We start from the raw sequence: 17,199 nt of genomic DNA on the forward strand, positions 1-17,199 counted from the left end.
GTTTTCAAGTGATTCTCCGAGCGAGAATTATATAGGGTATCTGCTCCGGCTGTCTCACTGGAAACGGGAGATGTTTGGTGTTACTGCATGGCGTGAAGGAAATCACCTCACCGCCAATGGCAATGCACAAAGACATCAGGATCAGCAGCTGGAATCAAGGTCAAGGTGAAAAAGGCGACTCAGACACTGTGGTATTTCCTGTGGGGCGGGTCATTGCCTGATCCAGGGTTTCGATAACCTCTTGCGGGGTAATGCGCTCCATGGTCCCCTCGGTACGTACGCGGGCACCCCAGCGAACTTGCTCCGGTGGTTTTCCGTAGCGCTCTTGAACCGCTTCGGCATACCGGCTGACGACCAGGTCGAGGCTCCCGTAGGGGCCGGCCCGTTCCGGGTTGGTGGTCGCGTAGAGGCCGATGACCGGCGTCCCGGCGGCGTTGGCCAGATGGGCCGGTCCGCTGTCGGGGGCCAACACCAGGGTAGCCCTTTGGAGAATGGCGAACAGCTGTTTCAAGTCGGTCCGCCCAACCAGATTGAGAGATTCGTGGCGCATGAGGGTGACGATCTCGTCACCGTATTGATTTTCAATCGTGCTCAGCCCGCCGGTGATGACGACCCGCATGCCGTGATGCTCTACTGCATGGTCGGCCACCGTGGCATAGCCTTCCGCCGTCCAGTTGCGGTATGCCTGGCTGGAACAGGGGCTGACCACGAGGGTCGGCTGTTCAGGGATCGCTTGCCGGGAACAGGTGCGGGCGTATTCCGGCACGGGAATATCCCAGCGCATCATCCGATCATTGATCCCGAGTGCTTCGCTGAATCCGAAGAAGCTTTCGATGACGTGCTGCCGGGGCCGATAAGGAATACGGTGGTTGGTGAAAAGCCACTGGAAATCCCTGGCCCGTTTGCGGTCGAAACCGAGCCGAATATCGGCGTTGACCAGCAGGCTGATCAGGCTCGCGCGCAGGGACATTTGCATGTGCAGCAGGACATCGAAGTGCCGATCGGCCAGCTGCCGCCTGATTTCGGCGAAGGCGCTCCATCGCTTCGCCTTGTCAAAGGTGATAAATTCGATCCCTTCGATGTCCTCCACCAGGGAGTGTTCGGCCTTGCCGATGATCCAGGTTATCTGCGTTTCGGGCCAGTGTGCCTGAAGCGTACGGACCACGGGCAGGACGTGACTGACATCCCCGACTGCCGAGAGGCGGAGCAAACAGAGCCGCTCCGGCGGCGAGTTAAACGGCAGCTTGTTCATGAACCTAAAATATCTCAGGAACGGAAAAGAGCACATCCTATACGATGCCGATACTCCTGACCAAGTAGATGGGGCGTTCTTTGAGCCGGAGGTGTGGCAACGGCGCAACGATCTGATTGGCACCGCCCAGGGCCGCGGTGCGGCGATGTTTGTCCGCGGCGACGGCGGAGAGTATGTGTTGCGGCACTACCGTCGGGGTGGGGCGCCGGCCAAAATCTCCCACGATTGCTATTTCTGGTTCGGTCTGGGACGAACCCGCGCATGGCGCGAATGGCACCTGCTGGTGACGCTGCACCGTCGCGCCCTGCCCGCGCCGCGCCCTGTTGCCGTCCGGGTGGTTCGCGGAGGCCTCTGCTACCGGGCGGATATCGTCACTGCCCGCATTCCGGGGTGCTCGCTCGGCCAGCTTCTGCGTCATGAGGAGGTATCCCCCGAGACATGGAGGGCCGTGGGTCTCTGTATCCGCAGGTTTCACGACGCGGGCGTTTACCATGCCGACCTCAATGCGAATAATATTTTGGTGGGGGAGAGCGGCGAGGTCTTTCTGGTTGACTTCGACAGGGGGCGGTTCCGTCCATCCGGGGGATGGCAGCAGGGCAACCTGGAGCGTCTGCAACGCTCGCTACGTAAGCTCTCGAACCTTGATGTGCGCTTCACCTACAGCGAATGCGACTGGGAGCACCTGCTGGTCGGCTATCGCTGAACCGTGGGTGGGCCTGGGCGAAAGGCCTTTCACTGCAGAGGCAGGGAGCTTAGGAAGAGTATAAACACCTACTTACGTCGCTCTTTCAAAGTATGGGCTGTCCTGCCTCCGGAATACCTCGGGCAGACACGCTTCCAGTTCGTTCAGGTAGCGCTCGGCGATATCGCGCCTCTCCTGCACGGTGCGTCGCGCGGCCTCTCCCATGAGCTGGCGAATCGCCGGTTCTTGCAGGAGCCGGCGGAAAGCCTCGGCGAGTTCCCCCTCGGACGCCACTTGGCATACCGCCTCCTGTTCCTTCAGCAGTGCGGTTTCCGGCTGAAAATTTTCCATATGGGGCCCGACGATCACCGCCTTCCCCTGAGCTGCCGGTTCGAGCAGGTTCTGCCCGCCTTTGGGGACCAGAGAGCCCCCCATGAACACCAGAACGGCACCCGCGATGAAGCGCTCCAGCTCCCCAAAGGTGTCGGCGATGTAGATTTCCGTGTCCACGCCGATCTTCTCGCCTCGGCTGCGCACGGCCAGGCGCGACCCTTTCAAGTCGCGCAGGATGGTGGCCAGCCGTTTCGGATGGCGGGGTACGATTACCAGCAGGTGATCGTCCCGGCCGGCGTTTCGCCAGGCGCGGACCACCGCCTTTTCCTCTCCGTCGCGGGTGGAAGCCGCGACAGCGTAGGGGCGACCGAGTTCGATGGGCGTGATCGGCCGATCGGGCTCAAGCGCTGCGAATTTGATATTGCCTACGTTCCGGGCCGTCTCAGGGCGAGCTCCGAGCCGGATATAGTTGAGACGATCGCTTTCCGAGCGCGCGAGCACGCACGCCGTCCGGGCGAGGCACTGTCCATAGAGGCGACGGAACCAGGCGGCAGCGTCCAGGGTACGCAGCGAGAGTCGACCGTTGACGATGGCCAGCGGAATGTCCGCCTCGGAGCATGCCTTGAACAGGCAGGGCCATAATTCGGTTTCCATGATCAGGCCGCATCTTGGCCGGAAGCGCCTCAGGAAGGCGGACACGGCCCGCGGGCGATCAAGCGGCAAATAAGCGTGTCTCACCGAGGCCGGTAGCCGGTCGCGAACCGCCCTTGCTCCGCTGGGCGTCACGGTGGTGACCAGCAGCTGCTGGTCTGGATACTGTAGAGATAGGTGCTTGACTAGCGGTGCCGCGGCGTGGACTTCCCCCACCGAGGCGGCATGCAGCCAGACGTCTGCCGGCTCTCCTGGTCGATAACGGCCAAACCGTTCGCGCCAATATCGGCCATCCCGGTTCTGCAAGGCCTGCCATGCGGTGTAGGCGGCAAGCAGTGGCATCAGCGCCGTGAACAGGACCCGGTATCGGAGCCAATCGCCACGCTCGGCCTTCGTGACCTTCATGAATAGACGCGCTTTTCGCCTTCCGGCATCGTGCGAAAGCGGCGGTGTAGCCACAGATACTGGTCGGGGGCTTTTCTCACCTGCTGCTCGATGAGCTGACTGATGCGGGCGGTATCGGCCTGATCATCCCCGGATGGGAAGTCGTCCAGCGCGGGGAGAAGCGTAAGATCGTAACCGCTGCCGTCCTCGCGACGAAACGGGAAAAAGGGCACGACGGCCGCTCCGGTGATGGCGGCAAACCGCGAGGTTGCGGTAACCGTCGCCGTCGGAACGCCAAAAAATGGTACGAACACGGCGTTCTTGCGACCGAAATCCTGGTCGGGCGCGTACCAGCAGGCCCGGTGCTCTTTCAGGCCGCGAATCATGCCTCGCACATCATGGCGCTGGATCGCCCGTCGGTAGTGACGCTCGCGCGAGCGTTTCAATACGGCCTCGAAGAGCGGGTTCCGCTGCCGTTTGTACATGACCTGAAACGGCTGATGAAAAGAGAGTAGTCGCCCGCCGATTTCCAGGCAGGTGATATGGGCGGACAACAGAATGACACCGTTGCCCCGTGCCATCGCCGCCTCCAGATGCTCCAATCCCTCCATATGGCCGAGGGGTTCGAGCCGCTTCCGGTCCCCCCACCAGGAGAGTCCGCTCTCGAAAATCGATATCCCTCCGGAACGAAACACCCGTTGCACGAGACGCTCTCTTTCTGCCCCGTCGAGTTCCGGGAAGGCGAGTTCAAGGTTGGTGCGGGCGATCCGCCGCCGTGAAGGCAGGAGCCGATAGAGGAGCGCACCGAGTCCCGCCCCCAGCTTCACTTGCCAGCGATAGGGCAGGGCCACGCAGGTGCGCAAAAAACCCAGCGCCAGCCACATCGGCCAGTGTCGGGGGGAGAGAAAGCGGATCGGGTGGATGTCTTTATCGGACATTGGCGGCAGGCCGGCAGCGAGTAATTAGTAGCGAGTAGCTAGTGGCTGGTAGCGAGATGGCTGGCCGGTTACCCGTGCGGCTACTCCTCGCAACTCGTAACTCGTCACTAGGAGCCTGTCCGAGAATAGCGACCGTCATGAGGGCAAGACTGATTGAGTCAGATTTTTCGGTCATTTGAGGCGAATAGTGGTTCTATTTAAACGAAAATGAGCGGGAAATCTGGCCAATCAGGCTTGGCCGCAATAGGTCAGGCTATTCTCGGATAGGCTCCTAGACACGCTGCCCGCGTCGGGATGCCATGGCTTTTCCGAGCCTCTTCAGCTGATCGGTGCTGAGCAGGTGTTGGGCGATGTCGAGAATATCCTCGTTTTCCGCGGCGATATGGTCACGGTAGGCGCTGTTGAATTCGTTGACATGCACCTCGAAGAGGTCCAGATCGTCCAACCGGCCCAGCCGCTCGAGTTCCGGTGCCAGTTGCTGCCAGGCCGCATCCATGCGCTCGTGGTCCTGCTTCATGCGGTGTACCGAGTCGGCGAGCTTGAGCGAAACCTGGGAAAGGAGCGGAAACAGATCCTTCTCTTCGTCTTCGTGGTGATGTTTGCCGGCGGTGCTGAAATAGCGATGCACTTTCCCGGCCGCCTTGCGGGCATCGGCATCGACGCCTTTGTCCCGGAGGCGGGCGACCAGCCGCTCCAGGGTTTCGCAGTGACTCAGAATGCGATCGTGACAAGCGCGCAACAGACCCAGTGGATCATTGAAGTCAGGGGCGGCGGAGGGGAACGGGGATTCGCTCATGATTTTAGTCTGCTGGAGTTTTCAGATCGGAAACAGGATGGTCGGTTACCTGACTAGCGCGGAGACGGCCTTGAACTGTCCATGGCGGGCGTCGCGAATCCATTCGAACAGCACCGACTCGACATTGGTGACTACGACCCCTGCCTGGCGGAGGCGTTCCAGGGCATTGCGGCGGTGCGACTCGTTTCGTGAACAGACGGCATCCTCTACTACGAACACGGCATAGCCGTCGGCCTGGAGCTCCAATGCGGTCTGCAGCACACATACATGAGCCTCCATTCCGGCAAGAATCACCTGTCGTTTGCCGTTGCGGTTCAGGGCCTCCGAAAAGGCAGGCTCGCCGCTGCAGGCAAAGCAGGTCTTCTCGACGGCCTCGAGTGTCTTGGGAAAATGCCAGGCGACCTCCTCCTCTGTGGGGCCGAGTCCCCGTGGATACTGTTCGCTGGCAATCAGCGGGACGTCCAGAAGGCCCGCGGCCTGTATCAGTATCCCGGCATTGCGCATGACCCGGACCCGGTCTTCGGCCTGCATCGCACCGGCCAGGCGGGTCTGGATGTCCACCACCACGAGCTGGCTCTCGGCGGAATCGCAAAGACGATTCTGAAGGGCGGGTCTGGTCATCGGCACAGGGTTCCCTTGTTTACAGCGCCAGCCACTCGTTGATCGCCTTGATGTCCTCGGGAATCAGGGTGCCGGCCGCCTGTTTCAGGTTCAGGGTCGACAGGATGTAGTCGTAGCGGGACTGGGCGTAGTCGCGTTTGGCGCGGAACAGTTCGCGCTGGCCATTGAGCACGTCCACCGCCGTTCGGGTGCCTACCTCGAACCCGGCCTGGGTGGCCTCAAGGGCCGTTTGGGCCGACTCGACCGCCTGTTCTCGCGCCCTTACCTGACTGATGCCCGCCACCACGTTCAGGTAGGCCTGACGGGTCTGGCTGATCGTCGATCGGCGCTGCTGTTCGAGTTGTTGGCGTGCCTGGTTGTAGAGTGCGTGTGCCTCGCGGACCCGGGATGAAGTGAAACCACCCTGATAGAGTGGCACCGAGAGCTGCAGGCTAATGGTGTTGCTCTCTTCATCTCTGCCGAAAAGCGGGGCATCGGTGTTGTCGGAACGACTGTGCTGCGCTTCGAGATCCACGGTCGGATAGTATCCGGCCCGCTGGTTGCGGATCTCCTGGTCGGCCACCTTGGTTGCGGCGGCGGCGGCGAGGAGTTCCAGGTTGCGGTCGGTCGCAGTTTCCACCCACGCATCGATGTCGGTGGGCTCGGGCGCCACCAATGGAATGTCATCCTGCAGGGGTGCCAGTGACTCGAAGGAGAGGCCGGTAATCTCCCGCAGTGCCTCCTGCGCCACGTCCAGCTGATTCCGGGCGCCGATCTCCTGGGCCACCGCTGCGTCATAGCCGGCGCGGGCCTCGTGCACATCGGTGATGGCCGAAAGCCCGACCTCGAAGCGCTGCTCCGTCTGGCGCAGCTGCTGTTGGGTCGCCCTCTGCTCTGCCCGGGCAAACTCCAGGGCATCGCGGGCGGCCAACACATTGAAATAGGCCTGGGAGACACGAAGCGCAAGGCCCTGCTGGGCACTTCCGTACTGGGCTTCGGCCTGCCGGATGAGGCTGTCGGATTGCTGGTACTGAATCCAGGAGCCGTAGCGGAACAGTGCCTGGCTGAGGGTCAGCGAATAGCTGGTGGAGTTATAGTCCGTGCTACCGGTATCACCGACGTTACTCTCCAGGATTTCGGAGTCGATGCGTGACAAGTTGGCGCCTGCATTGACCTGCGGCAGAAGCGCGGCGCGACTCTGCGGTCTGACCTCCCTGGCTGCCTGGAAGCCCGCCGCGGCGGCAGCCAGTTGCGGATCGCTTTCGGTGGCGATCTGGTAGACCTGCCACAGGTCGGTGCCTGGCGCCGGTGTGGCCGCTGCCAACAGACCGAGCACGGAGAGGGCCTTGAGAAGGGGCTTCTTCATTTTGATACCTGCTGTGAAATCCTGTCGGGCAAAAGTAAACAGGCGCGCGGCGACAAGGCGCCGTAAAGGCGTATAGGATGAGGCTCAATTGGGCCTGAATCAACACTCTGCTGAGTCGGGATCCCCTTCGATTGTAGCTTGGGACCGCACAGGTCACCTAGCCAAACCCCAACGCCGACCTGTTCGGGAAACAGCACACTAGAGAACAAAATGGTGGCTTTCGGGCGCATTGGCCAACGGCGGTACCACGGTCTCGAACAGTGCCTCCTTCTGCCAGTCGTCTCTTCCGAGCCGAGTGATCAGGCAGGCCTCCATGACCGGTTCGCGGCCGATCACCGCAAACATTCGTCCACCGATATTGAGATCTTTGCGGATATCCCCGGTCAACTCCGGCAGCGAGCCGGTGACGGCAATAATGTCGAACGTGCCGCGTCGGCCCCAGCCCCGGGCCGCGTCTCCGGTGTCCAGCGTTACGTCGTCGATACCGTGGGAAGCGAACCGTGTACCGGCGGACTCGACGAAGTCGGCGTGAAGGTCGACGCTGAACACGTGCTGGCCGAGCCTGGCCAACAGGGCGGTTACGTACCCGCTTCCGGTTCCGATCTCGAGGATGGTGTCGGCGGGATGGACATTCAGGGCCTGAAGCATCCTCGCTTCCACTTTGGGCTGCATCATCGCCTCGCCATGTCCCAGGGGAACTGCCATATCGTTAAAGGCGAGAGAGCGGAGGGCCTGAGGGACGAAGTCCTCCCGGGGAACCTCGAGCATGAGGTCGAGTACGCGCTCGTCAAACACGTCCCACGTACGAATCTGTTGCTCGACCATATTATGGCGGGCGCGCTCGAAATTCAGTTTGTCCATGGGGCATGTACCTGTTTACGTTAATAAAACTCGGCAAAGAGTAAGCGCTTTGGGCCCGCCAGGCAAGGTGGTCCGTCGGGGTTCGCACTGCGAGGTACAGAGCCCGCTTCGGTGAGTAGACTCTGCGGTGAGTCCGGTGAGGTAATAGCTTACCTTGAAACACGGGTAAGCTTCATATACCTTTTGGTTAAACACCGGCTAGGGGTGTCCCGGGGTAAACCGGGGCTGAGACAGACCCTTCGAACCTGATCCAGTTAACTCTGGCGTAGGAAAGCGGTGCAGAAAACACCCTTCTGCGCTCTTCTTCCCCCCCTGCCGCAATCACCGCATCAACCCAGGGCCCGTTAATGAGCGCAATTCCCGACGAATTCCTGAAAAAGACCGCCCGTCTCTCGGAAGAGGTCACCCGTCCATTCCCCCGGTCAGAAAAGATTTATGTGACCGGCTCTCGACCTGATCTGAAGGTGGGGATGCGAAAAGTGGAGCAGGATTCGACCCACTCCAGCAGTGGCGGTGAGGAAACGAATCCGCCGGTTTTCATCTATGATACCTCCGGCCCCTATACCGATCCTGACGCCGATATCGACCTCATGAAGGGATTGCCGGGTATGCGTGAGGCCTGGATTGAGGAGCGTGCCGACACGGAACGGCTGGATGGGCCCAGTTCGGAATATGGGCGTGCGCGCCAGGACGATGCCGAATTGAAGAAGCTGCGATTCGAGCACATCCGTTCGCCGCGCCGCGCCCGGGCTGGAGTTAACGTCACCCAGATGCACTATGCGCGCCGGGGCATCATCACCCCGGAAATGGAGTTCATCGCCATCCGGGAGAATTGCAAACTCCGGGAGATGCGTGCGGATCCGCTTTACGAAAAACTCCTGCGCCAGCATCCGGGGCAGGCCTTCGGCGCCAATATTCCCGATGAGATCACCCCTGAATTCGTTCGTGACGAGGTGGCGGCCGGAAGGGCGATTATCCCGGCCAATATCAACCACCCGGAACTGGAGCCGATGATCATCGGTCGCAACTTCCGCACCAAGATCAACACCAATATCGGCAACTCCGCGGTGACCTCCTCCATCGAGGAAGAGGTGGAGAAGCTGGTCTGGTCCTGCCGCTGGGGGGGCGATACCCTCATGGACCTCTCCACGGGCAAGAATATCCACGAAACCCGCGAGTGGATCCTGCGTAACAGCCCGGTACCCATCGGCACCGTGCCCATCTATCAGGCACTGGAAAAGGTCAACGGCAAGGCGGAGGACCTCACTTGGGCGATCTTCCGGGATACGCTGATCGAGCAGGCCGAGCAGGGGGTCGACTATTTCACCATCCATGCCGGTGTGCGGCTGCAGTATGTGCCAATGACTGCCGAGCGCATGACCGGCATCGTCTCCCGCGGCGGCTCCATCCTCGCCAAGTGGTGCCTGGCCCATCACCAGGAAAGCTTCCTCTACGCCCACTTCGAGGAGATCTGCGAGATCATGAAGGCCTACGACGTGGCCTTCTCACTGGGAGACGGTCTGCGTCCCGGCTCGCTGTACGACGCCAATGATCGCGCCCAGTTTGCGGAACTGGAGACCCTTGGTGAGCTGACCCGAATCGCCTGGCAGCACGATTGCCAGGTCATGATCGAAGGTCCCGGTCATGTGCCGATGCAGATGATCAAGGAAAACATGGAGAAGGAGCTGGAGGAGTGCTTCGAGGCGCCGTTCTATACCCTGGGGCCGCTGGTCACCGATATCTCTCCCGGCTATGACCACTTCTCCTCCGGCATCGGCGCTGCCCAGATCGGCTGGTACGGCACGGCCATGCTCTGCTACGTCACCCCGAAAGAGCATCTGGGCCTTCCCAACAAGGAGGACGTGCGCGAGGGAATCATCACCTATCGCATCGCCGCCCACGCGGCGGACCTTGCCAAAGGTTTTCCCGGCGCCCAGCTGCAGGACAACGCCATGTCCAAGGCGCGCTTCGAATTCCGCTGGCACGACCAGTTTGCACTGGCCCTCGACCCGGATCTGGCCAAGGAGTTTCACGACGAAACCCTGCCCAAGGAGGCCCACAAGGTGGCCCACTTCTGCTCCATGTGCGGGCCGAATTTCTGCTCCATGAAGATCAGCCAGGACGTTCGGGACTATGCCGCCGAGCATGGCCTCGATTCGGAAGAGGCCATTCAGCAGGGCCTGGAGGAGAAGGCCCTGGAGTTCCGGAAGTCCGGAGCGGAGGTCTATCGCAAGGCCTGAACCGAATGAACACCGCAGAGGCGCGGAGGTCGCAGAGAACAGATCATGTATTCTGTTCTCTATGCCTTTGGCGTTTGTCGACTGAAGGGCTTCGGCGGATCTTCTTGTAAGTGGCAGAGCGAACCCCATCCCCATCTGGCAATGATGGGGTTCGCAGCGCCCCCCATCCTGCGAATACTACGATTTCTTCTCTGGGTCCTCTGCGTCTCTGCGGTTTAATCACGCTTTTCCGTCCAATCGACCCGATAAAGGTCCCCACGCCGGTCGCGCAGGTTGCGCACGCTGCCGTGCTCATGCAGCTCTTTTAGCGCATCCAGGTCGAGGTCTGCGATCAGGGTCATTTCCGTGTTGGGTGTCGCCTCGTCGGCGATGGCATCGTGCGGGAACGAGAAGTCCGCCGGCGTGAAGACAGCGGCCCGGGAGTACTGCAGGTCCATATTCTCCACCCGGGGCAGGTTGCCGACGCTCCCGGAGAGGACCACGTAGCATTCGTTCTCGATGGCACGGGCCTGGGCGCAGCGGCGTACTCTCAGGTAGGCACGCTTGGTATCGGTCCAGTAGGGGACGAAAAGGATCTGTAGCTGCTGGTCGGCCATGACCCGCGACAGTTCGGGAAACTCCACGTCATAGCAGATCAGGATGCCGACCCGCGCCACGTCGGTGTTGAACACGGCCAGTTGGTCCCCTCCCTGAAGACCCCACAGATCCCGTTCGTCAGGAGTTACGTGCAACTTGTACTGGCGCTCCCAGGTGCCATCTCGACGGCACAGATAGCTGACGTTCCGCAGCGTCTCGCCATCGTATTCGGGCATGCTGCCGGCAACGATGTTGACGTTGTATGCGAGCGCCAGCCGCTGCATCTCTTCCCGGATCGGATCGGTGAATTCGGCCAGATGACGAATGGCTTCGGCCGGGTTGTCCTGATTGAAGCGGGCCAGCAGCGGCCCGTTGAAGAACTCGGGAAACAGGATGAAGTCGGTCTGATAGCCGGAAACCGCATCGACGAAATACTCAATCTGTTCGAACAGTGCATCCTGGGTCTTCATCGGCCGCATCTGCCACTGTACGGCACCAATGCGCACCCGGCTCCTCGGGCCGCCGATCAGGTGTTCCTCCTCTTCGTAATCGATATTGATCCATTCCAGCAGCGTCGCGTAGGCGCCGGATGCGCGATCCTCCGGCATATAGCCGGGAATGAGCTTGCGGACGTGAAAGTCGTTGGAGAGCTGAAAGGTAAGGATCGGATCGAAAATCTCGCGGGCCTTGACCTTGGCAACATACTCTCCGGGGGTCATCTCATCCCGGTACTTCCGGTACCCGGGAATGCGGCCGCCGGCGACGATGGCGCGCAGATTCAGGTTGCGGCACAGCTCCTTGCGGGCATCGTACAGCCGACGTCCGAGGCGCATTCCCCGGTAGTCCGGATCCACAAAGATATCGACGCCGTAGAGGGTATCGCCGTGGGGGTCATGGGTAGTCAGATAGCCGTCGCCGGTGATCTTTTCGTAGGTGTGCCGATCACCGAACTTCTTGTAATCGACGATGACACTGATCGCTGCGGCCACCACGCGTCCCTTGTCCTCGATGCAGATCTGGCCTTCGGGAAACTGAGCCAATTGCGCCATGAACTGCTCGCGGCTCCAGGCCCCGCCGAGGTCGGCGTAGACCCGATCCATTATGGCTCTGATATCGGGATAGTCTTCGGGGCGCGTATTGCGCAGTTTGAGCAAGTGTTCGGGAGCGTCGCTTTCGTGAGTATCGATCACCGCCTGGGGCTCCTTGCGGATGGTTCGGGAAGAGTGTCTGTGAGACCGGCGTTTCCAGGCACAAAGGACGCAAAGAAACTATTCGGGCGATGAGATTAGACCGCTACCGAAATAAGCCGTTCGGTTTTTTTGTGACTCCGGGCTACAACTGTCGGTCCACTCTTTACCCGGCCAGCCGCTCTCTCGGTCGAGACGATACCAGTCCGAGCGGTGCGACGGTGTGGCCGTAGAGTTCATTGAGGACCTGGGCGAGTCCGGTATAGATGGCTAGTGCGCCACAGAGCATCCCTTCGAAGCCCGCGATGGTCTGAATCAACGGGCTTTCCAGCGCATCACCAATCGCCAACAGGAAAAAGAGAATGGTCAGGGTGGCAAAAACGGCCTGGAGCGCCCGGTTCAGGCGGAGTGTGCCGATGAACATGACGGCGGTGAATATGCCCCACATGGAGAGATAAGACGCCATCGCAGCGGCGTTGGGCTCTTCGCTGACACCCAGCTTCGGAAACATCAGAATCCCGGACAGGCTGAGCCAGAAAAATCCGTAGGACACGAACGCCGTGGTGCCAAAGGTATTGTTTTTCCGCCATTCCATAATCCCCGCCACGATCTGGGCCAGTCCCCCGTAGAAGATCCCCATGCTCAGGATCATGGCATCCAGCCCGAAGAACCCTGCATTATGCATATTGAGGAGTACTGTGGTCAGGCCGAAAGCCAGGAGTCCGAGTGGTGCCGGATTGGCGGTAGTATCGGTGATGGTCATGGCTCCGAAGCCGGCAGTTCCCGGCTGTGGTCCCGTCGCACCCTGTTCCAGACCTTCCATGGCAAACCTCCCCGTCGAATGGACCCGCTTTGAGGAAACGTTAGCGCAAGGGGGATGGCGGCTCAATAAGAACAAATTCAACGCAGGGGAACGCCAAAAGCGGTGGCATGAAGGCCTGACAAAACCGAGGAGCCCCCGGCCTGGAGAACGTTTTTCTCCGAAAGGATGAGGGAGAGCTTTCGCATTGATGAAATTCGGGCCGGGTCCACCCGGGGGCACGGGAGGACGATTTTTCGCGGTGATAAGGTTGTCCCCTCCGGTTCGACAGAGAAACACTTGCTGCTGCAGTTGTGAACCACAATTCTACAGGCCCTGGAAACTGAGACAGCGAGACGAATCGGTGGGAACGCGGGGCCGGGTGTGTTACCGTGCGCCGCCTTAGGCGGCTCGACGTCGCCCGATCTCAAATGGTGGGTGTCCTCACGTCAGGCGGTATTTCGAACCGGCTGAGGCGCTCTTGCCAATTGTCTGGAGGAACCCTATGAAGACTCTTTTTGTCGCCAATCTCGCGCCCGAGACGACGGAGGATGATATCCGAGAGCTTTTTTCCGAATATGGAACTGTGCGCGGATTGCGCATGTCCCGGGACATCTTCAGCGGCCGCTGCCGCGGCCACGCCCTGATCGATATGGAAGGGCATGAAGCGCGTGCCGCAATCGACGGTCTGAACGGTAAGTCTTATAAAGGCAACTCGCTTCGTGTCAGTGAAGAGCGTAAGTGGGCCAAGGGTAAAAAAGGCCGGCGCCATTAAGTGCCACCAAAAGCCCGGATCCCCGATGAGAGTCATCGTAAAAACCCGGCTGCCACCAAGGCGGCATCTGATCGCCCTTCCCCCATCCAGGTAGGTGCCCTGCCAGCGGCTTGTGGTGCGAGCCCGTTACCTTTCAGTGAAGCGGCCAGCCGCGACCGCGCGTCACCAGCCCGCCCCGGCCAGCCGGGGTAATATCCAGCTGCACTCGATGTGAGACTTCTTTGCTTTCAGGGAGCACAGAGGGCTCGAAATTGGTAGACCTTCTCTCTGTTTGTCGATGGTTTCCGGTGCCGTAAAGAATCGAATGGTATCGTGGAATCCGGCCAGCTCCGAACGGGTTTGGCAAGCATCGTTATCGGGTTCTGTCGTAAACTCGAAAAACGGCTACCTTTTGGATGAAACCGCAACGATGGAGGGAACCACGATGCGCAGGTTAATGGCTTTGGTAAATACGGGCTTTCTGGTCGTATTGCTTTCCGGGTGTGCCGCGGGCGTGGGGGCCGGTGCAGCCGCAGGCGCCTACGAATACCAGAATAAGCAGGCTCTGGAAGCGCTCGAGGAGCGGTACGAGGCCGGCGAAATCACGCAGGAAGAGTACCAGGAAAGGAAAGAGGATATCGAAAGCGGATCGGCCATCTATTAGCCGCCTGGCGGAGACGATCACAGGGAAAACGGGATCGGCCGGATTTTTCGATCCTTGAGGCGGATAGCGTAGCTATTTACCGGTAGCTCGAGGAAATCCGGCCGCTATCCGCCTATCGGCAGTAATAATGGCCCCGACAGTGCTATTTGAGCAGCAGGACACTTCCACTGCCGAGCAGAATCAATGCGACCAGTCGCACGAAGGCCTGGCGGCTCAGAGTGGTATGGACACGGCCTCCGGCATACATCCCTGCCGCCAGTAAGGGCACACCGAGCGCCGCTATCAGCAGGTTGTCCGCGCTATAGAGCCCGGTGACCGTGAAACCCGTCAGCCGCATTCCTCCATCCATCACGAAAATGGCGGCTACCGTTCCGCGGAAGGCCGTTTTGCCGAGGTCGCGCAGGCCCAGATAGATCACCGTAAACGGCCCCCCGGTGCCAAAGAGCGTACCAATGAGTCCTGCCAGGGTGCCCAGCGGTGCTGCCCAGAAGCGGGAGCCGTGCAGTGGCGGAAGCGGAAGCAGGGAGTAGACGGCATAGAGAATGACAAAGCCGCCAAGCGCTTTGCTCAGCAGCCCCGGATCGAGCTCCTGGAGCAGGAAAAGCGCCGAGAGAATCCCAACCATGGTGAATGGCAGCAGCGGCAGCAGGTCGCTCCAGCAGATGCGATGAAAATGGCGGATGCTGTGGCTGACTGAACCGACGTAATCGAGCAGGACGATGATGGGTACCACGAAGGGTACCGGCAGTACCAGTGCCAGTAACGGTACCGCGATCAGTGCCGAACCGAAGCCGGTGATGCCGCGCACGAAATAGGCAGCGAAAAGGACCGCTGCGGCGTAGGCCAGTTCGGTCGCGCTCAGAGCGTCGAACATTCGAATCTCCAAACCGGGCAAGTGAAGGGGCGCGCAAAATAGCGTTTTTCTTCTGGTTAGTCCACCTGAACCCACCTTTGTAGAGAGGTGCCCCTTGTGTATCGCATCGCCCAGCCGACCAAGGCAGTTGGCATTTTTTTGATCTAGTCTTTAGCAGGCGGTTGAAAAACTCCCTCTTCCGAGGGAGAGGGCCGGCGTGAGGGGGCTCAATAAAGGTAGTTACTGACGCGGCCGTTTTGTTCGCTGGCAAGGCGCAGCGAGCGACGCGTAGTGGTTCTATATGAGCGAACTGCACGAATTGGTCAGGAACGAATCGGACCGCCGAAGGCGCGTCCCGAAAGGGATGAACCCCTGGACGGGGCGAGGGCAGGATGGCCGGAGTCGCGGCCTGCGCAGCGCGCCTTGTACTCGGTGATTTCGGGCACAACAAAATCGCGGTGGGTGATTGGAAGTGCCCTTTGCTTCTGCCGCATCCCTTCATGAACGTATGGATTGTGACAGGCAGGTTCTCGGGCTCGATCGCAGAATCCATCGGACCCTCTTGGTAACCCACGGGGATGCTTGCTGCACTGCCCCGAGTGTCCCTATCACCGGATTTGCCGATGCCGCAGCCTTTGGAAGCGCCAGATATCCGACCGGCCCACCCGCGTTATGTGCTCGTCGGACCTGAAACACCCCTGATATGGCGGCTGGCGCTGGCAAGCGTGATTGTCATTGGCCTGTTTGCCGCGCTCTATATGGCCAGGACGGTGGTCCTGCCCATTGTGCTGGCGCTTCTGTTCAGTTTTCTGCTTAGTCCCATTGTCCGTTTTCTGGAGGGGTTTCGAATTCCGACCCCGCTGGGGGCTGCATTGGTGATGGTGACCCTTGTCGCGCTGGTTGGAACGGCACTGGTCGTACTCGCGGAACCGGCCTCCCAGTGGGTGTCCCGGGCGCCGGAGGTTGCTACGGAGCTGCGGTTGCGGCTACACGGGGTGATGGAGGTGTTCCGCCGGATTTCCGAGGCGACCCGCCTGGTGGAACGGATTGCCTCCGGCCCCACCGCCGCCACTGCGGTAGAGATCCAGGGAGGGGGACTGCGAGGATTTCTGCTTGGACGAACCTGGGGTTTCGTGGCGGGGCTCGTAATGGTGCTATTTCTTCTCTATTTCCTGCTCGCCACGGGGCACCTGTTTCTGCGTCGCCTGGTTACGGTGATGCCCCGCTTCGGGGACAAGCGCCAAGCCGTGGTCGTGGTGCGACACATGGAGCGCGAGGTTTCCCGCTATCTCTTCACCGTCGGCGCCATCAATACAGTGTTGGGCGTGGTCGTGGGGCTGGTCATGTATGCGCTCGAGATGCCTAATCCGTTGCTGTGGGGGGCCATGGCGGGGTTGTTGAATTTTGTTCCCTACCTGGGGCCGATGGTGACGCTGGTGGTGCTGACGGCGGTGTCCGTGCTCAGTTTCGAAACCCTCACCGCCGCACTTTTGCGGCCTGCCGCTTTTCTGGCGTTGACTACCCTTGAAGGACAATTGCTGACGCCCCTCATTCTGGGCGCACGACTTATGCTCAATCCGGTAGTGATCTTTATCAGCCTGATCTTCTGGGCCTGGCTGTGGGGTGTTGTCGGCGCGCTCATCGCCGTGCCGTTGACGATGATCATCAAAATCCTGATGGACGCCCTTCCGTCGCTGCGCGCGGCAGGCGCGCTGCTGTCGAGATAAAGGTCAGTGGACTTGCTGCATCAAGGCAATGGTATGGGTTGCCGTTCGTTGGCCGCGCACCAAGGTGGCGTCGATCAAATCTTCCGCAACGGTTTGGGGCGGCTTATCGATCAGCGTGGCCAGCAAAACGTGGGCGGTATCGTGTTCGATCGGGTAGTCTCCCCGAGAACCGTTCGTTTCGGTGAGGTCGTGCAGGGCTATCAGCAGATCGCGCATGTAGTGGATATCGGCCGCAACCCGGTTGTGGCCCTCGGCGGTTTCAGGCTCTTTGGACTGGTCGTGTATCAGCGCCTCGATGGCGGTATTACAGATGCGGCTACCGACCTCGAGGGTGATGGGAAAGGCATTGGGAATCTCCGGGACCGCCGCGCGCATACCGGAAAACCCCGTTAGCGCGAGCAGCCAGCGATGCCCGACCCGTACACCCCGGCGTTTTACCCCCCAGAGCTCGTGGAGCGTCTGGAACAGGTTTTCCAGCTTATAGAGATGGTATCCGATTGAACTGTGAGGGTCTGGTTCAATTTGGGGCATCATCG

General features: G+C 60.4%; 16 protein-coding genes and 1 riboswitch. Of the genes, 5 read left to right on the plus strand and 11 right to left on the minus strand.

Features of this window, described 5'->3' with window-relative positions:
- Window positions 1-160 precede the first annotated feature (160 nt).
- Window positions 161-1,252 (minus strand): glycosyltransferase family 9 protein, encoded by a 1,092-nt coding sequence (locus tag Q7L05_RS04440; protein WP_303902550.1) that lies wholly within the window; start codon window positions 1,250-1,252, stop codon window positions 161-163.
- Between Q7L05_RS04440 and Q7L05_RS04445 the strand changes: the two genes are divergently transcribed.
- Complete coding sequence (locus Q7L05_RS04445; protein WP_303902553.1) at window positions 1,251-1,955, plus strand: 3-deoxy-D-manno-octulosonic acid kinase; 705 nt, start codon at window positions 1,251-1,253, stop codon at window positions 1,953-1,955. The two genes, Q7L05_RS04440 and Q7L05_RS04445, sit on opposite strands and share 2 nt — an antisense overlap.
- A 72-nt stretch (window positions 1,956-2,027) precedes the next feature.
- Here the strand turns inward: Q7L05_RS04445 and Q7L05_RS04450 are convergent, their stop codons facing one another.
- The 6 genes from Q7L05_RS04450 to Q7L05_RS04475 form a co-directional block, all read right to left on the minus strand.
- Complete coding sequence (locus Q7L05_RS04450) at window positions 2,028-3,323, minus strand: 3-deoxy-D-manno-octulosonic acid transferase (protein ID WP_303902556.1); 1,296 nt, start codon at window positions 3,321-3,323, stop codon at window positions 2,028-2,030.
- A complete protein-coding gene (lpxL, locus tag Q7L05_RS04455) occupies window positions 3,320-4,240 on the minus strand; it encodes an LpxL/LpxP family Kdo(2)-lipid IV(A) lauroyl/palmitoleoyl acyltransferase (protein WP_303902559.1) in 921 nt (306 codons plus the stop codon). Before lpxL ends, Q7L05_RS04450 begins: the two co-directional genes overlap by 4 nt.
- Before the next feature lie 271 nt (window positions 4,241-4,511).
- Window positions 4,512-5,036, minus strand: a complete 525-nt coding sequence (locus Q7L05_RS04460; protein WP_303902563.1) for a hemerythrin domain-containing protein — start codon at window positions 5,034-5,036, stop codon at window positions 4,512-4,514.
- Between the two features lie 45 nt (window positions 5,037-5,081).
- Window positions 5,082-5,657 (minus strand): hydrolase, encoded by a 576-nt coding sequence (locus tag Q7L05_RS04465; protein ID WP_303902566.1) that lies wholly within the window; start codon window positions 5,655-5,657, stop codon window positions 5,082-5,084.
- A gap of 19 nt (window positions 5,658-5,676) precedes the next feature.
- Window positions 5,677-7,002 (minus strand): TolC family outer membrane protein, encoded by a 1,326-nt coding sequence (locus Q7L05_RS04470; protein WP_303902569.1) that lies wholly within the window; start codon window positions 7,000-7,002, stop codon window positions 5,677-5,679.
- A 198-nt stretch (window positions 7,003-7,200) separates the two neighbouring features.
- Complete coding sequence (locus tag Q7L05_RS04475) at window positions 7,201-7,863, minus strand: protein-L-isoaspartate O-methyltransferase family protein (protein WP_303902572.1); 663 nt, start codon at window positions 7,861-7,863, stop codon at window positions 7,201-7,203.
- Between the two features lie 190 nt (window positions 7,864-8,053).
- Window positions 8,054-8,152, plus strand: a riboswitch (TPP riboswitch).
- A 58-nt stretch (window positions 8,153-8,210) separates the two neighbouring features.
- Here Q7L05_RS04475 and thiC point away from each other — a divergent pair.
- Window positions 8,211-10,103, plus strand: a complete 1,893-nt coding sequence (gene thiC, locus Q7L05_RS04480; protein WP_303902575.1) for a phosphomethylpyrimidine synthase ThiC — start codon at window positions 8,211-8,213, stop codon at window positions 10,101-10,103.
- Between the two features lie 215 nt (window positions 10,104-10,318).
- On the opposite strand, the gene Q7L05_RS04485 is transcribed toward thiC, so the two are convergent.
- Both Q7L05_RS04485 and Q7L05_RS04490 read right to left on the minus strand, forming a co-directional pair.
- Window positions 10,319-11,869 carry a bifunctional GNAT family N-acetyltransferase/carbon-nitrogen hydrolase family protein gene (locus Q7L05_RS04485; RefSeq protein WP_303902578.1) on the minus strand — a complete coding sequence of 517 codons (1,551 nt, stop codon included), beginning with the start codon at window positions 11,867-11,869 and terminating at the stop codon, window positions 10,319-10,321.
- Between the two features lie 163 nt (window positions 11,870-12,032).
- Window positions 12,033-12,629 (minus strand): acetate uptake transporter, encoded by a 597-nt coding sequence (locus tag Q7L05_RS04490; protein WP_317623091.1) that lies wholly within the window; start codon window positions 12,627-12,629, stop codon window positions 12,033-12,035.
- 541 nt (window positions 12,630-13,170) lie between these two features.
- On the opposite strand from Q7L05_RS04490, the gene Q7L05_RS04495 reads away from it, so the two are divergent.
- Both Q7L05_RS04495 and Q7L05_RS04500 read left to right on the plus strand, forming a co-directional pair.
- A complete protein-coding gene (locus tag Q7L05_RS04495) occupies window positions 13,171-13,440 on the plus strand; it encodes an RNA recognition motif domain-containing protein (protein WP_303902584.1) in 270 nt (89 codons plus the stop codon).
- 424 nt (window positions 13,441-13,864) lie between these two features.
- A complete protein-coding gene (locus tag Q7L05_RS04500; protein WP_303902587.1) occupies window positions 13,865-14,083 on the plus strand; it encodes an SHOCT domain-containing protein in 219 nt (72 codons plus the stop codon).
- Between the two features lie 142 nt (window positions 14,084-14,225).
- Here Q7L05_RS04500 and Q7L05_RS04505 read toward each other — a convergent pair whose 3' ends face one another.
- Window positions 14,226-14,957: a sulfite exporter TauE/SafE family protein gene (locus tag Q7L05_RS04505; RefSeq protein WP_303902590.1), complete on the minus strand. Its 732-nt coding sequence runs from the start codon at window positions 14,955-14,957 to the stop codon at window positions 14,226-14,228.
- A 602-nt stretch (window positions 14,958-15,559) separates the two neighbouring features.
- Here Q7L05_RS04505 and Q7L05_RS04510 point away from each other — a divergent pair.
- Window positions 15,560-16,663 (plus strand): AI-2E family transporter, encoded by a 1,104-nt coding sequence (locus Q7L05_RS04510; RefSeq protein ID WP_303902593.1) that lies wholly within the window; start codon window positions 15,560-15,562, stop codon window positions 16,661-16,663.
- Window positions 16,664-16,666: 3 nt separating this feature from the next.
- Here Q7L05_RS04510 and Q7L05_RS04515 read toward each other — a convergent pair whose 3' ends face one another.
- The gene (locus tag Q7L05_RS04515) at window positions 16,667-17,197 is read right to left on the minus strand and encodes a hypothetical protein (RefSeq protein ID WP_303902596.1); all 531 of its coding nucleotides are present in this window, start codon (window positions 17,195-17,197) and stop codon (window positions 16,667-16,669) included.
- Window positions 17,198-17,199: the final 2 nt, after the last annotated feature.

Origin of the sequence: Thiohalomonas denitrificans, assembly GCF_016841685.1 — a bacterium.
GTDB classification, from domain to species: Bacteria; Pseudomonadota; Gammaproteobacteria; order Thiohalomonadales; family Thiohalomonadaceae; genus Thiohalomonas; species Thiohalomonas denitrificans_A.

Bases quoted from the DNA above. Each gene is read 5' to 3' on its own strand.
- Q7L05_RS04445 (WP_303902553.1), top strand. From the start codon at position 1,251: ATGAACCTAAAATATCTCAGGAACGGAAAAGAGCACATCCTATACGAT.
- Q7L05_RS04440 (WP_303902550.1), bottom strand. From the start codon at position 1,252: ATGAACAAGCTGCCGTTTAACTCGCCGCCGGAGCGGCTCTGTTTGCTC.
- Q7L05_RS04450 (WP_303902556.1), bottom strand. From the start codon at position 3,323: ATGAAGGTCACGAAGGCCGAGCGTGGCGATTGGCTCCGATACCGGGTC.
- lpxL (WP_303902559.1), bottom strand. From the start codon at position 4,240: ATGTCCGATAAAGACATCCACCCGATCCGCTTTCTCTCCCCCCGACAC.
- Q7L05_RS04460 (WP_303902563.1), bottom strand. From the start codon at position 5,036: ATGAGCGAATCCCCGTTCCCCTCCGCCGCCCCTGACTTCAATGATCCA.
- Q7L05_RS04465 (WP_303902566.1), bottom strand. From the start codon at position 5,657: ATGACCAGACCCGCCCTTCAGAATCGTCTTTGCGATTCCGCCGAGAGC.
- Q7L05_RS04470 (WP_303902569.1), bottom strand. From the start codon at position 7,002: ATGAAGAAGCCCCTTCTCAAGGCCCTCTCCGTGCTCGGTCTGTTGGCA.
- Q7L05_RS04475 (WP_303902572.1), bottom strand. From the start codon at position 7,863: ATGGACAAACTGAATTTCGAGCGCGCCCGCCATAATATGGTCGAGCAA.
- thiC (WP_303902575.1), top strand. From the start codon at position 8,211: ATGAGCGCAATTCCCGACGAATTCCTGAAAAAGACCGCCCGTCTCTCG.
- Q7L05_RS04490 (WP_317623091.1), bottom strand. From the start codon at position 12,629: ATGACCATCACCGATACTACCGCCAATCCGGCACCACTCGGACTCCTG.
- Q7L05_RS04495 (WP_303902584.1), top strand. From the start codon at position 13,171: ATGAAGACTCTTTTTGTCGCCAATCTCGCGCCCGAGACGACGGAGGAT.
- Q7L05_RS04500 (WP_303902587.1), top strand. From the start codon at position 13,865: ATGCGCAGGTTAATGGCTTTGGTAAATACGGGCTTTCTGGTCGTATTG.
- Q7L05_RS04505 (WP_303902590.1), bottom strand. From the start codon at position 14,957: ATGTTCGACGCTCTGAGCGCGACCGAACTGGCCTACGCCGCAGCGGTC.
- Q7L05_RS04510 (WP_303902593.1), top strand. From the start codon at position 15,560: ATGCCGCAGCCTTTGGAAGCGCCAGATATCCGACCGGCCCACCCGCGT.
- Q7L05_RS04515 (WP_303902596.1), bottom strand. From the start codon at position 17,197: ATGATGCCCCAAATTGAACCAGACCCTCACAGTTCAATCGGATACCAT.